Below are 15,490 nucleotides of genomic sequence, written 5' to 3' on the forward strand. Positions count from 1 at the left end.
TTACGCCGCCGGTGAAAACCGGCTTCTCAGCATAGTGTATCCGACCACGGCGGAAAGCAACGAGCCGATGAGGATGCCGAGCTTCGCCCAGGTGATGAGCTCCGGGTCGACGCTGCTGAAGGCCAGGGACGCAATAAAGATCGACATGGTAAAGCCGATGCCGCACAGCACGCCCACGGCAAGAATATCCTTGAAGGTCGTTCCCTCCGGCAGGCTGGCAAGCTTAAGCTTCAGGGCCAGCCAGCAGAACAGGCTAATCCCCAGCGGCTTACCGATAAACAGACCGGCAATAATCCCCATCGGCAGCAGCGACGTCAGCCCTTCCAGCGTCACCCCCTGTAAAGAGACGCCCGCGTTGGCAAAGGCAAACAGCGGCAGGATCAGGAACGCGACCCACGGATGCAGGATGTGCTCCAGCTCTCTTGCCGGGGAGTGCCCGTCCTTCTCTTTAAGCGGGATCAGGAAGCCGATAATCACTCCGGCAAGCGTTGCGTGTACGCCGGACTTGAGCACGGCGGTCCACAGCACCACGCCTACCAGGATATAAATCCCCGTGCGGCGCACGTTGAAAAGATTCAGCAAGGCCATAACCGCAATTGCCCCCGCCGCTACCGCCAGCGACAGCAACGAAAGATCGTTGGTATAAAACAGCGCAATGATGACGATGGCGCCCAGGTCATCAATAATAGCCAGTGCCATCAGGAACACTTTGAGCGCGACGGGCACCCGGTTGCCGAGCAGCGCAAGAATACCCAGCGCGAAGGCAATATCCGTTGCCGCCGGGATTGCCCAGCCTTCACGGGTCACCGGATCCTGAAAGTTGAAGATCAGATAGATGGCGGCTGGGATCACCATGCCGCCCAGCGCGGCGATCATTGGGAAAGCAGCCTGGCGGCGGCTGGCCAGAGACCCTTCCACCATTTCCCGCTTCACCTCCAGGCCAATCATCAGAAAGAAGATGGCCATCAGGGCATCGTTCACCCACAGCAGCATGTTTTTATTAATGTCCAGCGCGCCTACGCGCACCTCGACGGGCGTGGCAAGAAACGCCTGGTACAGGCTGCTGGTGGCATCCATGTTCGCCAGAAGCATCGCTAAAGAAGCGGCGATAATCAGCAGGATGCCGCCAGCGGCGTCATTCCCGAAAAAGTTTTGCAGTGATTTGGTCATGTTTCCCTCCCTTATTCCGGCAGCCAGTCAAATGAGCCACCAATGGGCGCGAGGATAACAGCTTAAACACATCGATAAAAGCAGGTTATTTAAGCTTTAAACATCGTAAATAACGAGCAATAAAAGGATGAAAAAGCCACAACATCCCCGGCCCGGCCTGCTTAACTATAGGCAACGAAACGTAAAAAGCCCCGGGGAATCGGGGCTGATATTTTGCTGCAGAAGCGGAGTGCTTGTTATGCCTTCGCGATGCTCCACGGTTTTTCTGACCCACCGCAGTTCAGGTCCGGCTGATCGCCCTGCGTCCAGTAGTTGGCGGTATAGTTGCGGCCTTTCCAGCTCACCGTTTCGAATACGCCCCAGGTCTGACCATAAATAGTCTCTGCATTCCACTGGGGATAGCCTGAGTCATCGGGTACCGGATCCGGCGTTGGATCGGGTTCTGGAGTTGGGTCTGGATCCGGCGTTGGGTCCGGCGTTGGGTCAACGTCGGGAGTCAACGCAGGCACAACGGTCAGCTCATAACGCTGCTGGGTCGAAGGTTCGCCCTGGCTGTCGCGAACAAAAAGCGTGAACTGGTAGACGGTTTCTTCAGTCACCACCGGTACGCTGAACTCGAGGATCGCAGCAGTTTTATCCGCGACGGTAATAGCCACAGGTACGCCCCAGCTGTAGGTCAGCGCGTCGTGATCTTCATCGCTTGAGCCTTTACCTGAAAGCTGAACGGTAGAGCCTCCAACAATGTTCATCGCGATTTTGGCGACTGGCGCATGGTTAACGACAGGTACCGGTACGTCGTCGTCATCGTCATCACCGCCGGTAATATTGATGCCTTCAAAATAGAACGGCTGCATATCAACAACTTCATCCACAATTTCACAGCCCAGGCCTTCGCGGGCCGCGTTGACCAGCACGCCGTTATCCTGATCGATAGTCCAGGTAAACAGGCCGCCGAGGTTACGGCTGGCAGCATAGGCCCCCTTCGCCTTCACGGAACGTGGCGTATCCAGTGACAGGTACAGTTTGGTTTGCGGATTGAACAGATAGTCGGCATCCGCCACTTCATCGGTGTAGACGTTGAAGCCGTTGCGACCGCGCTGATTTTCAAGATCCAGGTAGTTATAAATGGTGTCGTACCATTCGGTGCAGCCGGACTCAAAGGTACCGGTAGTGGTGCCGGTGCCTGCCGAATAGCTGCCTTTCAGCGGAGAGAAGCATTCGATTTCAGCGTTGCGGGCATTACGTGAATAGGCGGCATAACCGATATTAATACGGTCAGCAGGGAAGCCTTCGGCAATCAGATAATCCACGACGGAATCGATGCCCCAGCCATCCTTAACCAGCGCTTTCAGGTTAGTATGGTGAGTCAAAGTTTCGGCCCACGGCGTACCAAAGAAGTCATAGGTCATAACGTTGATGCCGTATAAACCAGCTTCAAGTAACGCCTTCACGTTTGAATAGCCGAGAATTTCCACGACCGCCGAACTGGCAATCGAAATTTTCACATCGCTACGGTTAATTGCCGCCAGCTCTTTCTTCAGCTCTTTAATCAGCAGCGCGTAGTTAGCGCCGTCTTCCGGGCCGAACGGGTTATTGTTGCCCGCATTATTTGGGTACTCCCAGTCGATATCCACTTCGCTGAACATTGGGAACTGTTTGAAGAGTTTAGCGACGCCCTTAACAAAGGTTGAACGGCTGGCGGCGCTGGCGGACATATTGTGGAAACCATTACTCATGGTCCAGCCGCCGATACTAATCGATAAGGCCAGGTCGTGGCCCTGATTCTTCGCGGCTTGCTGCAGGTTACGCAGGCCGCCGATCAGGCCTTTTGACTGGGCCTGGGTGACGGTTGCCGGATTAATGTCTACCCAGCCCGCGTCAACGTTACAGTTAGTGCTGGACTGGAAATCGCCCCACGGGTCGAGGAAAGTCGGCTCGTTGGTGACTTTATTTGTCTGAGAGGCGGCATTTGTAATCGTATATTGTTTTTCGCCTTTATCGCCTACGATGCCAAGGAAGCCGACAATGATTTTGTCATAGGCGGTCGGGGAAACATTGGCAAGATTAAAACCGCGACCGCGTCCGGCAGGAAGATCGTTATTTTGTAAACGGCCATCATACTGAGACCAGTCGGTAAAGTAGCCGAAAACCTTTGGCTTTCCTGCGGTATTATATTTGTTGTAAACGTAATTCTGTACGCGGGCAGAAGTATAGCTGTATTTTTCCACTTCCAGCGCCGGGTTGAATCCATCCGCAGCATTACTTATTTCAGTGTAGCAGTCGCCTTTAATCAGTTTGCTCGCTGTCATTATATTTATCCTTTATTTTTTTAGTGTGCAGCAGAGTGCCGCAAGATGCATGCTGGCCATAACCTGGCATTCAGACAAATCATCACTACTCACTTCCCCTCATTTATCTTGCTGATGACAAAGGAAATAAATTAAAAAAAGATAAATGCCTTTTTCACAACCATCATTACGACTTAAACACTCCCAGAGGTGTGATGCGACGAATACAAGACGGATCAAATTAAGCTTGCTTTAATTAGCAATTAAACAGCATTTTATTTGCTATGGTTTTTGCTAACTATATCACTAAAAAGAGATGCCCACCCGCCCTAACTAAAAGTAGGTATAGATTATTCTTACCCTCATTATTAATATCCTCGCACTCGACAAAAACAATATCCACCCGCTCTACTAATAGTTAGGTGTATCTAATGAAAAGATATCTAATCAATCATAATTGTATCTATAACGAAGATAAAAACGAGCTTAAAACGGCAGACAACTCATGTATCGTAAAAATGACGTCGATGCGCTGCCGCTGTCTTAGCTATATTATTTCACACGCTGAAAATGGGATTATAGAAAAAGAGGAGCTGGCTACAGAGCTTTGGGGAAACAGGGGGCAATTTGTCAGTGATGCTAATCTGACGCAAATTCTTTATTTAATTCGCCGCGATTTAAAATCGCTTGGCATCACCGATCTTTTCGTCACGGTTCCCCGCCAGGGTATTAAAGTCAACGATAACATCAGTATTGACCCTATCGCCGAAGATAAAAAACCCCTTCTGAATATAACGCGCTGGCAGGTGATGTTTGTTGTCATGCTGGCCATGACGCTGCTGTCACTGTGCAGCGTCATAGAAATCACCTTATTTTAATATGTTAATGGAGAATCAAAAATGAATAATCCTGTGATAGACGGCATCTTTATGAAAGAAGGCGGCTACGTAAACAATCCGGCAGATAAAGGCGGCGCCACAAACTGGGGTATTACCGAGGCCGTAGCGCGCGCCCACGGTTTCAAGGGTGATATGCAAGACCTCACCCGTGACGAAGCCTATAGCATTATGGAAGAGGACTACTGGATTAAGACTGGTTTAGATAAGCTGGCGCAGATCTCCATCCCCGTAGCATTTAAGCTTTGCGATACGGCGGTGAATATTGGCCCCGATTACCCTGGGCGCTGGCTGCAACAGTGGCTTAACTTATTTAATCAGCGGCAAAAACGCTACCCGGATATCACCGTTGATGGTGTGATGGGCGAGCAAACACGCTCCTCATTGCAGCAGTATTTATCCTGGCGAGGTACGGAAGGGGAAGAGGTATTGCTCAAGGCGCTCAACTGTAGCCAGGGAAGCTACTACTTCACCATCACCGAGAAACGTGAGGCAAATGAAGAATTTATTTATGGCTGGATAAAAGAAAGAATTGCTCTTGATTAATGTCAGGCTCATCATCTAATCGGGATACAGCGTATCCCGTAGATGTTTTATCACACCAGCTTCTCCAGTATTTTCTTAAGCCGCTCGCCCAGCACGTTGAGAATCGGGACCGCAAACACGCCGCCCAATCCGGCCACCATGATAATCATGTACATGCTCATATGGTTTTCGAAGCCAATGGCACTGAGTATGAAACCGGTAAAGCATGAAATAACAATATTCTTTAAACATTGCTCCAGGCTTCGTTTCGTATTCTGCGTTTTAATCAAAAAGCTGACGATGCCTCCCCAACCACCAATGATAATGACCGTTGACAGCACTTCCAGCTCAAGCAGCATGACCTTAGTGCCTTCCACATTAGAAGAAACGTTCATAATATTCCCCAATCAATTATGCGGACCTGTTCCGCTACGGATAAAATACGCGGCAGAAAATGATTGGGGTAATCAATAACAATCAAAGGTTTCTAATATATAAATCACTGAACAAAGCGCGTTCCCTCATGCTGTTGATATCGCTACGATCCCTTACTTACGGAAGGAGGAAAGCGTCTGGATCATACTGACGAATTCTTTAATGTAGCCTCTGCGGGTGCTTTGCCGATACCACGAAGCGTACACTGGCACCGTTTTAAAGGCTAATTCGGGAGGCAGATCAATCAAAGAAATACCGGCGTTATATTTTGATTGATAATACCTTGCAAGCTTCACCGGCAGGACGGCGATCATTGAAGTGTTCTCAACGGCGCTTACCACCGCCCGCATCGAATCTGAACGATAGCTAATCTTTCTGACCCCCGAAAACGGAAAATCAGAATGTATAAAATCAACTTCGTCGCTGAAATTAGAAGTAAAAACGTGGGTGTGATACACAGCGTGGGCGTTGGAGTAAAAATTGTACAGGCTCAGGCAGTTGAGTTCAGCCAGGGGATTTTTTTTGCTGCATATTGCGGTAAATTTCGAATATTTATCAATTTTGATGGTTTCGATATCAATATCATCCATTGAGGTATTGCTCATAGCCAAATCGATGTCCCCGAGGATAAGAAAATCTTTTATTTTTTCAACCGGGTAAGTTCTTCCCTGATAGTGGCTGATAATGAATCGTTCAAACGCCTCCATACCGTGCATCTGGGATATATAATATTCCTGGCTGACCTCCCCGCCCATCACCGTTATCTCGTGAGCGGATTTCTCCTGCACAGGAACGTCCATCGTTGACTGGATACTGGCAATAACGTGGGAAAATATTCGGTGAATCTCTTTCGCTTTGGCAGTAGGCGTCAGCCCCTGATAGGTCCTGATAAAAAGCTCTTCTTTGTAGATTGCCTGCAGTCGCTGCATGGCAAAGGTTACTGCGGCGGGGGTGATTTTCAGGCGCTGTGAAGCGCGTTTTGCATTCCCCGCAGAAATTACTGCATCAAAGATTTTGATCAAATTTAAATCAAATTCTTTTAAGTCGTTCCTGTTATTCACCGTCACTTCACCTCGATAATGAGAGTAAGTGATAAAAGTAGATATTTATGCCAACAAAAGACAATCATCTTTCAACAAATCAGAATGTTAATGATAAAAGATGAAATAATTTTGGCTATCTGGAAAGCCATTTATCTTTTATTTAATGACGTAAGATAAATCTTAAGCCGATAATATTATTAATGTTTTAAGAAGCCATGATGGGGCGTTGTACAATTTTAAATCGCAGACATAAAAAAACCTGAAGCACGTATTAAGCGTGCTTCAGGTTTTGAAACGCTGCCGATCCGAAGGATCAGCTCGTTAAATCATCAAAGAACTTTTTCACGCCGTCGAAAAAGGTTTTGGAACGCGGGCTGTTTTTCTCACCGCTCGGGCCACCAAAACTCTCGTCCAGATCGCGCAACAGCTGTTTCTGCTTTTCATTCAGGCTAACCGGTGTTTCGACAACCACACGGCACAGCAGGTCACCCTGCGCTCCACCGCGTACGGATTTCACACCTTTGCCACGCATTCTGAACAGCTTACCGGTCTGGGTTTCACCCGGCACTTTCAGCTTCACGCGGCCATCAAGGGTCGGCACTTCAATTTCGCCGCCCAGCGCTGCCATCGCAAAATTGATCGGCACTTCGCAGTAAAGGTTGTTGCCTTCACGCTCGAAGATTGGGTGCTGCTTAACCTGCACCTGAACGTACAGATCGCCTGCTGGCGCGCCGTGCTCACCTGCTTCACCTTCACCGGTCAGACGGATTCGATCTCCAGTATCCACGCCAGCCGGGATTTTCACCGACAGGGTTTTGGTTTTCTCTACGCGGCCATGGCCATGACAGGTGTTGCACGGATCTTTGATAATTGAACCGCGACCCTGACAGTGCGGACAGCTCTGCTGCACGGTAAAGAAGCCCTGGCGCATCTGCACCTGGCCCGCGCCGTGGCAGGTTGGACAGGTTTGCGGCTTCGAACCGGATTTTGCGCCGCTGCCGTGGCAAACGTCACACTCTTCCAGCGTCGGGATACGGATCTCTTTGGTTACGCCACGGACGGCTTCTTCCAGAGAAAGGTCCATGTTGTAGCGCAGATCGGCACCGCGTGAAGCACGCTGACGACGACCGCCGCCAAAGATATCGCCAAATACGTCACCAAAAATGTCGCTGAAGTCAGCGCCGCCGCCGCCAAAGCCACCGCCGCCACCCATACCGCCCTGCTCGAACGCGGCGTGACCGTACTGGTCATAAGCGGCACGTTTTTGCTCGTCGGTGAGGATTTCGTAGGCTTCTTTGATCTCTTTAAACTTACCTTCGGCCTCTTTGTCACCCTGGTTACGGTCCGGGTGGAATTTCATCGCCAGGCGCTTGTAAGCTTTTTTGATTTCACGCTCGTCTGCGGATTTCGCGACGCCTAAAACCTCGTAATAGTCTTTCTTCGCCATGTTTTATTCTGCCCCTAACATGCGGACACGGGCGTGGAGAAAACTCCTACGCCCGTGCCAGTTATAAACCGCTCAAAGGGCGATTATTTTTTGTCTTTAACTTCTTCGAACTCGGCGTCAACCACGTCGTCTTCTTTACCAGCGTTGGTTGCATCAGCCGCGTTCCCCGCCTGCTGCTCAGCGTGCTGCGCCTGAGCCAGCTCCATCAGCTTCTGGGAAACCTGAGCCAGCTCCTGCATCTTCGCTTCGATGTCTGCTTTGTCTTCGCCTTTCAGAGAACCTTCCAGCGCGCTCAGAGCAGCTTCGATCGCAGTTTTGTCGTCAGCCGGCAGCTTGTCGCCTGCTTCTTCAACCTGCTTGCGAGTGCTGTGCACCAGGTGATCTGCCTGGTTGCGGGTCTGAACCAGCTCTTCGAACTTACGGTCAGCGTCGGCGTTAGCTTCTGCTTCGCGAACCATTTTCTGGATCTCTTCTTCGTTCAGACCAGAAGAGGCCTTGATGGTGATCTTCTGCTCTTTACCGCTGTTTTTGTCCTTCGCGGAAACGTGCAGGATACCATCAGCATCGATATCGAAGGTGACTTCGATCTGCGGCATGCCGCGCGGTGCCGGGCTGATCCCATCCAGGTTAAACTGGCCCAGATCTTTGTTATCCGCAGCACGTTTACGTTCACCCTGCAGCACATGGATGGTTACCGCAGACTGGTTGTCTTCAGCGGTAGAGAACACCTGGCTGTGCTTGGTCGGGATAGTGGTGTTTTTGTTGATAAGCGCAGTCATCACGCCGCCCATGGTTTCGATACCCAGAGACAGTGGGGTAACGTCCAGCAGCAGTACGTCTTTCACTTCGCCTGTCAGAACACCGCCCTGAACGGCTGCGCCAACGGCAACGGCTTCGTCCGGGTTAACGTCTTTACGTGGCTCTTTACCAAAGAACTCAGCAACTTTTTTCTGCACCATTGGCATACGGGTCTGACCGCCAACCAGCAGCACGTCCTGGATGTCGGATACGGACAGGCCAGCATCCTGCAGCGCAACTTTCAGCGGCTCGATAGAACGGTTCACCAGGTCTTCGACCAGGGATTCCAGTTTTGCACGAGTCACTTTGATGTTCATGTGTTTAGGACCAGTCGCGTCTGCTGTGATGTACGGCAGGTTCACGTCGGTCTGCTGCGCAGAAGAGAGTTCGATCTTCGCTTTTTCAGCGGCTTCTTTCAGACGCTGCATCGCCAGCGGATCGTTACGCAGATCGATACCCTGATCTTTCTTGAACTCTTCTACCAGGTAGTTGATCAGACGGCTGTCGAAGTCTTCACCACCCAGGTGGGTGTCACCGTTGGTCGCCAGCACTTCAAAGGTCTTCTCACCATCAACTTCGTCGATTTCGATAATAGAGATATCGAAAGTACCACCACCCAGGTCGTAAACCGCGATAGTGCGGTTGCCAACTTCTTTATCCAGACCGTAGGCCAGCGCCGCTGCGGTTGGTTCGTTGATGATACGTTTGACTTCCAGACCTGCGATACGACCGGCGTCTTTGGTTGCCTGACGCTGAGCATCGTTGAAGTAAGCAGGTACGGTGATAACCGCTTCAGTTACCGGTTCACCCAGGTAATCTTCAGCCGTTTTCTTCATTTTCTTCAGCACTTCAGCAGAGATCTGCGGCGGTGCCATTTTCTGGCCTTTCACGTCAATCCATGCGTCGCCGTTGTCAGCGCCGATGATTTTGTACGGCATGATAGCTTCATCGCGCTGCACTTCTTCGTCCTGGAAACGACGGCCAATCAGGCGCTTGATCGCGAACAGGGTGTTCTGCGGGTTAGTCACTGCCTGACGCTTAGCCGGCTGACCAACCAGAGTTTCGCCATCCTGGGTATAAGCAATAATGGAAGGTGTGGTGCGGTCGCCCTCGGCGTTCTCCAGCACACGTGCAGTGGTACCATCCATAACTGCTACACAAGAGTTGGTTGTACCCAGGTCGATACCAATAATTTTACCCATCTAAACGTCTCCACTTAAAATTTGTTCGTCATGTGGTTGTGAACCTGTTATGCGGGCAAACAAGAGTGTTTCAACTGCCCAAACGTGTTTTTTTACAGGTCCGCCAACTGCGGTTGCATACAAGATGGGGTCGGCTGGCTCGCCATCAAGGGGCAACGCAAAAAAAATTTTCATCTTCACACCTGTTTAGATCATGGACTCCGCCCCTGCACCCCATTATGATGCCGCGCCCCGCTGCCCTTTCACGGCAATCGGGTCATTTATTAATAAACTTATTCAGACGAATTTTTCAGAGGAACTATGGGCAACACTAAGTTGGCTAATCCAGCTCCCCTGGGCTTAATGGGCTTCGGCATGACCACCATTTTGCTCAACTTGACCAACAGCGGGCTATTTGGTTTTGATATCACGATCCTGAGCATGGGGATCTTCTACGGTGGCATCGCGCAAATCTTTGCTGGCCTGCTTGAGTACAAAAAAGGCAATACCTTTGGCCTGACCGCATTCACCTCTTACGGTGCATTCTGGTTATCTCTGGTTGCTATCTTCCTGATGCCTAAAATGGGCCTTGGCGATGCGGCGAACGCGCATTTCCTGGGTGCTTATCTGGGCCTGTGGGGCGTATTCACACTGTTCATGTTCTTCGGCACGCTGAAGGGTTCACGCATGCAGCAGTTTATTTTCGGCAGCCTGACCGTGCTGTTTGCCCTGCTGTCTATCGGCCACTTTGCCGATAGCGAGAGCATCATCCACGCAGCGGGCTGGGTTGGCCTGGTTTGTGGCGCAAGCGCCATTTACACCGCGATGGGCGAAGTGATCAACGAGCAGTTTGGCCGCACCGTGCTGCCGCTGGGCGAAAAGCACTGATTCCAGCCACCTGAAAGAAACAAAAATGCGGAGCCTGGCTCCGCATTTTTTTTATGAATGTTGCAGCGGTCTTTCCACCACCCCATCCTCATGATTCAAATCTCTTCGCAGCCAGATACCTAACGCCAGCCCAACCAGCGCCAGCGCCAGCACGTACCAGGCCGGAGCCATCGGAGAGACGCCCATGAGCATGGTGACGAGGATTGGCGTCAGCCCGCCAAAAATCGCGTAGGAGACGTTGTAGGAAAATGAGATACCGGTAAAACGGACCTCCGCCGGGAATGCCCGCACCATCACAAACGGCACCGCGCCGACGACGCCCACGCTCAGGCCGACCAGCCCATATAAGAAGAACAAATATTCCGGATGGCTGGCCGTCAGGTGATAGAACATCCAGCTGCACACCGCCAGCAGCAGGCTGCCGAAGATAAAGGTTCTGCTGGCACCGATGCGGTCGACAACCAGCCCCGCCACAATGCAGCCTACGCACAGCATAATAGTGGCGATGCTGTTGGCCTGTAGCGTAAGCGCTGGAGCAATACCCAGCTGTTTTTGCAGCCAGGTCGGCGACATCAGGATCACCACGACAATACCCGCCGACAGCAGCCAGGTCAGCAGCATTGAAATGACGACGGCTTTTTTATGGTTCATTACCACCGATTTCAACGGCAGCTCTTCCGCAAGCGCCCTGCGTTTTTGCATCTCGATAAAAATCGGCGTTTCCTGCAGCCAGCGGCGCAGGTACATCGCCACCAGCCCGAAAATCCCCCCCAGCAGGAAAGGAATACGCCAGCCGCCGTTATGAATGGCCTCCTGCGTCATCGCCGTATTGATAATCGTGGCCACCACCGATCCCAGCAGGATACCAACCGTCAGCCCGGCGGTCAGCGTTCCGCAGGCAATGCCGATGCGTTTATAAGGCACATGCTCCGCGACGAAAACCCAGGCTCCCGGCACTTCGCCTCCGATGGCGGCACCCTGCAGCACGCGCATAAGAAGAAGCAGGATGGGGGCAGCAATGCCCAGCGTGGCGTAAGTCGGCAGCAGGCCAATGGCGAGCGTCGGCACCGCCATCAGCAGAATGCTGAGGGTGAACATCTTCTTGCGGCCAACCAGATCGCCAAAGTGCGCCATGACGATGCCGCCCAGCGGGCGGGCAAGGTAACCGGCGGCAAAAATGCCGAAGGTCTGCACCTGGCGCAGCCACTCGGGGATATCTGCGGGAAAGAACAGCGCGCCGACGACGGTGGCAAAAAAGACGAAAATAATAAAATCGTAGAATTCGAGGGCGCCGCCAAGGGCGGCAAGCGTCAGGGTTTTGTAGTCCTGACGGTTCAGAGGTCTTGTCTGCTGTTGTTTTGACATAAGAAACCGTGCGTATAAAGGAAGCGTAAGGGTGACTGACCGTTTTACTGTAAAGCAAAGCTTACTATAACGGTTAACCCACAACACTCCACAGGCACTGCATCTTATGTCACAAACGGCCTATCTTCAGGATTTTGTCTCGCGTCGCGCGCTCTTGGGGCGAAATGCTGCTACAACCTGGTCATCGGTTTCGATATAAGGACCATCCAGCAGCTGTACACAATACGGTACACTTGCGAAGATCCCCGCCACCACAACCTTACCGTTTTCGTCTTTCACCCCTTCCAGCGTCTCCTGGATCGACTTGGGTTGGCCCGGCAGGTTGAGGATCAGCGCCTGCTTGCGGATGACGCCAACCTGGCGGGAAAGAATCGCCGTTGGCACATAGTGCAGGCTTATCTGGCGCATCTGCTCGCCAAAGCCCGGCATCAGGCGATCGGCAACCGCAAGGGTCGCGTCCGGCGTCACGTCGCGGCGCGACGGCCCGGTACCGCCGGTGGTCAGCACCAGGTGGCAGGCCATTTCATCCACCAGCTCGCACAGCGTCTGTTCGATGATCGGCTGCTCGTCGGGAATAAGGCGGGTTTCAATCTGAAACGGGGTGGTAAGGGTGCGCTCCAGCCACTCAACGAGCGACGGAATGCCTTTGTCCTGATAAACACCGCTGGAGGCGCGGTCGGAGATGGAAACTAAGCCAATGCGTAAGGTATTCATATCGATTCCGGGAATTCAGCAAACTTGAGCGGAATGATACACGGCAGGGGGATTTGCAGACAGGGTATAACGTTAAAAAGCGTGACCGGGATGCCCGGCCACGCCAATGATTACAGCAGGTCGCCGATCATTTTTTCCAGCTTTTCCTGGTCTACAGCAAACTTACGGATACCGTCAGCCAGTTTATCAACGGCCATTGGATCCTGGTTGTGCTGCCACAGGAACTGGGATTCAGTGATGCGTTCCGGACGCGCTTTCACTTCGCCGGTGTAGCTCAGCTTGCGCTCAACCGCGCCTTCGCTTTCAGCCAGCTCTTTAAGCAGGGCTGGCGCGATGGTCAGACGGTCGCAGCCTGCCAGCTCAAGGATTTCGCCAACGTTACGGAAGCTTGCGCCCATCACTACGGTCTCGTAGCCATGCTGCTTGTAGTACTGATAAATCTCAGCCACGGACACCACGCCCGGATCTTCCTGCGGCGCATACTCTTTCTTGTCGGTGTTAGATTTGTACCAGTCGAGGATACGGCCAACGAACGGAGAGATCAGGAACACGCCTGCTTCGGCACAGGCACGGGCCTGGGCGAAGGAGAACAGCAGGGTCAGGTTACAGTTAATGCCTTCTTTTTCCAGCTGCTCGGCGGCACGGATGCCCTGCCAGGTAGAAGCCAGTTTGATCAGGATACGGTCGTTGCTGATGCCCGCGTCGTTGTACAGTTTGATCAGGCGTTTTGCTTTGGTGATGCTGGCTTCGGTGTCGTAAGACAGACGAGCATCAACTTCGGTAGAGATGCGACCTGGGATCAGCTTGAGGATTTCCAGACCAATGTTTACCGCCAGTTTATCCGTGGCGTCCACAACCTGCTGCGCGCGATCGCTGCTCTGCTCACGCGCCCACGTTACCGCATCGTCAATCAGTTTACGGTATTCAGGGATTTGCGCTGCGTTCAGAATCAGAGAAGGGTTAGTCGTAGCATCCTGCGGCTGGTACAGCTTCATTGCCGCGATATCCCCGGTGTCAGCAACCACTGTGGTCAGCTGACGCAGGGAGGTCAATTTATCCGTCATGATAGTGTTTCTCGTCAGGTGTAGCTTGTTAGGGAGATGTAACCGGTCTTACCTGATGATATCACGACGCAACTCAGGTGCAACCGTGGCAATCGTCCATCCGGAAGGTAAGATAAATATGATAAACTTCCTGTAATATTCGCCTGCGATGTAATGGACTACGGGTTGGGATCGCCTCCCGACCACTTTCGTGAAACATTGACAAGAGGGACGTTAATGATCGGTTTTTTGCATTTTATCAACGAGATACTTTGGGGCTCGTTGTTGATTTACCTGCTCATCGGCGCGGGTATCTGGTTTACCCTCCGCTGCGGTTTCGTGCAGTTCCGCTATTTCACCCAGTTTCGCGCCCTGCTCGCACCTGGAAAAAGCGCCGACAAAACCGGAATTTCGCCACTCCAGGCGCTGTTTACCAGCCTCGCCGCCCGCGTCGGCAGCGGAAATCTCTCCGGGGTAGCCCTGGCGCTGACTATTGGCGGCCCCGGTGCCATCTTCTGGATGTGGGTCATCGCCCTCGTTGGCATGGCAACCTCCTATGCCGAATGCTCTCTCGCCCAGCTCTATAAAACCCGCGACAGCGAAGGCCACTATCGCGGTGGTCCCGCCTGGTACATGGAGCGGGGGCTGGGCATGCGCTGGATGGGCGTCCTGTTCTCACTATTTTTAATGATCGCCTTTGGCCTGATTTTCAACGCGGTGCAGGCAAACGCTATCGCAAATGCGGTTCACTTTGCCTTTAACGTGCCGAGAGAGTGGATAGGCATTCTGCTAATCTTCCTGACCGGTGGCGTGATATGGGGAGGAATGCGCGGGGCGGCGAAGCTTTCCCAGTATCTGGTGCCCTTTATGGGGCTGATCTGGGTGCTGATGGCGCTCTACGTCATCGTGCTGCATATCGACCGTATCCCGGAGGTCATTATGCTGGTCATCAAAAGCGCTTTCGGCTGGCGCGAAGCGGCCTCCGGCACGGTGGCCTATACGTTAAGCCAGGCTATAACTACCGGCTTTCAGCGCGGTATGTTCTCTAACGAAGCGGGTATGGGCTCTACCCCGAATGCCGCCGCGGCAGCCTCAGCGTGGCCGCCTCACCCGGCCTCGCAGGGTCTGGTGCAAATGTTCGGCGTCTTTTTCGATACGATCGTTATCTGTACCGCCACCGCAGCCATCGTACTGGTTTCCGGCATGCTGGACCGCGCAGAAAGCGGCGTAGACGGTATCCAACTTGTCCAGATGGCGTTAAGCAGCATGGTAGGCAGCTGGGCCACGGCCTTTATTGCTTTTATTATCTTCCTGTTCGGCTTTACCTCCATCGTTGCCAACTATGCCTACGCGGAAAATAACCTGCTGTTTCTGCAGAAAAACAGTGCCGTTTCGCAGATTTCTTTCCGCTGTCTGGCGCTGATTATGGTGCTCTTCGGTACGCTTTCACCGCTGCCTCTGGTCTGGCAGCTCGCCGATGTGGCAATGGCGCTAATGGCGATAACCAACCTCAGCGCGATCCTGCTGCTCTCTCCGGTGGTGCGGGAATTAACTGCGGACTACCTGCGCCAGCAGCGGCTGGGCCTCACGCCCGTGTTTAACCCCGACCGTTTCCCGGAAATAAAAAGCCAGCTGGAACCGGGCGTCTGGGACGGGCAGAAGGAAAAGCAAAGCGGCGGTTAATCACAACCATTGGC

Annotated in this window: 14 protein-coding genes; 4 read left to right on the forward strand and 10 right to left on the reverse strand. The window is 52.5% G+C overall.

Annotated features, from left to right (window positions below):
- The gene (nhaA, locus tag AAE045_RS19630) at positions 1 to 1,170 is read right to left on the reverse strand and encodes a Na+/H+ antiporter NhaA (protein ID WP_455549145.1); all 1,170 of its coding nucleotides are present in this window, start codon (positions 1,168 to 1,170) and stop codon (positions 1 to 3) included.
- Positions 1,171 to 1,406: 236 nt separating this feature from the next.
- Entirely contained in the window at positions 1,407 to 3,479 is a 2,073-nt protein-coding gene (locus AAE045_RS19635; protein ID WP_455549146.1) for a glycosyl hydrolase family 18 protein, read from the reverse strand.
- A gap of 410 nt (positions 3,480 to 3,889) precedes the next feature.
- On the opposite strand from AAE045_RS19635, the gene AAE045_RS19640 reads away from it, so the two are divergent.
- Positions 3,890 to 4,336, forward strand: a complete 447-nt coding sequence (locus tag AAE045_RS19640) for a winged helix-turn-helix domain-containing protein (protein WP_455549147.1) — start codon at positions 3,890 to 3,892, stop codon at positions 4,334 to 4,336.
- Positions 4,337 to 4,357: 21 nt separating this feature from the next.
- Positions 4,358 to 4,900, forward strand: a complete 543-nt coding sequence (locus AAE045_RS19645) for a glycoside hydrolase family 108 protein (protein ID WP_455549148.1) — start codon at positions 4,358 to 4,360, stop codon at positions 4,898 to 4,900.
- Positions 4,901 to 4,950: 50 nt separating this feature from the next.
- On the opposite strand, the gene AAE045_RS19650 is transcribed toward AAE045_RS19645, so the two are convergent.
- The 5 genes from AAE045_RS19650 to AAE045_RS19670 all read right to left on the reverse strand — a co-directional run bounded on the left by AAE045_RS19650 (position 4,951) and on the right by AAE045_RS19670 (position 9,978).
- The gene (locus tag AAE045_RS19650; RefSeq protein WP_455549149.1) at positions 4,951 to 5,274 is read right to left on the reverse strand and encodes a phage holin family protein; all 324 of its coding nucleotides are present in this window, start codon (positions 5,272 to 5,274) and stop codon (positions 4,951 to 4,953) included.
- Between the two features lie 153 nt (positions 5,275 to 5,427).
- Positions 5,428 to 6,375 (reverse strand): LysR family transcriptional regulator, encoded by a 948-nt coding sequence (locus AAE045_RS19655; protein ID WP_455549150.1) that lies wholly within the window; start codon positions 6,373 to 6,375, stop codon positions 5,428 to 5,430.
- 295 nt (positions 6,376 to 6,670) lie between these two features.
- Complete coding sequence (gene dnaJ / locus AAE045_RS19660) at positions 6,671 to 7,804, reverse strand: molecular chaperone DnaJ (RefSeq protein WP_455549151.1); 1,134 nt, start codon at positions 7,802 to 7,804, stop codon at positions 6,671 to 6,673.
- Between the two features lie 83 nt (positions 7,805 to 7,887).
- Positions 7,888 to 9,804, reverse strand: a complete 1,917-nt coding sequence (gene dnaK / locus AAE045_RS19665; RefSeq protein ID WP_455549152.1) for a molecular chaperone DnaK — start codon at positions 9,802 to 9,804, stop codon at positions 7,888 to 7,890.
- Entirely contained in the window at positions 9,805 to 9,978 is a 174-nt protein-coding gene (locus tag AAE045_RS19670; RefSeq protein ID WP_455549153.1) for a hypothetical protein, read from the reverse strand.
- Between the two features lie 126 nt (positions 9,979 to 10,104).
- On the opposite strand from AAE045_RS19670, the gene satP reads away from it, so the two are divergent.
- Entirely contained in the window at positions 10,105 to 10,671 is a 567-nt protein-coding gene (gene satP / locus AAE045_RS19675) for an acetate uptake transporter (RefSeq protein WP_455549154.1), read from the forward strand.
- A 51-nt stretch (positions 10,672 to 10,722) separates the two neighbouring features.
- Here the strand turns inward: satP and AAE045_RS19680 are convergent, their stop codons facing one another.
- The 3 genes from AAE045_RS19680 to tal all read right to left on the reverse strand — a co-directional run bounded on the left by AAE045_RS19680 (position 10,723) and on the right by tal (position 13,814).
- Positions 10,723 to 12,036 (reverse strand): MFS transporter, encoded by a 1,314-nt coding sequence (locus AAE045_RS19680; RefSeq protein WP_455549155.1) that lies wholly within the window; start codon positions 12,034 to 12,036, stop codon positions 10,723 to 10,725.
- 126 nt (positions 12,037 to 12,162) lie between these two features.
- Positions 12,163 to 12,750, reverse strand: a complete 588-nt coding sequence (gene mog, locus AAE045_RS19685) for a molybdopterin adenylyltransferase (protein WP_455549156.1) — start codon at positions 12,748 to 12,750, stop codon at positions 12,163 to 12,165.
- Positions 12,751 to 12,860: 110 nt separating this feature from the next.
- The gene (gene tal, locus AAE045_RS19690) at positions 12,861 to 13,814 is read right to left on the reverse strand and encodes a transaldolase (protein WP_455549157.1); all 954 of its coding nucleotides are present in this window, start codon (positions 13,812 to 13,814) and stop codon (positions 12,861 to 12,863) included.
- A gap of 216 nt (positions 13,815 to 14,030) precedes the next feature.
- Between tal and AAE045_RS19695 the strand changes: the two genes are divergently transcribed.
- Positions 14,031 to 15,476, forward strand: coding sequence for an alanine/glycine:cation symporter family protein (locus AAE045_RS19695; RefSeq protein WP_455549158.1), 1,446 nt, complete (start codon positions 14,031 to 14,033; stop codon positions 15,474 to 15,476).
- Positions 15,477 to 15,490: the final 14 nt, after the last annotated feature.

Source organism: Dryocola clanedunensis (assembly GCF_038405435.1).
Taxonomy (GTDB): Bacteria; Pseudomonadota; Gammaproteobacteria; order Enterobacterales; family Enterobacteriaceae; genus Dryocola; species Dryocola clanedunensis_A.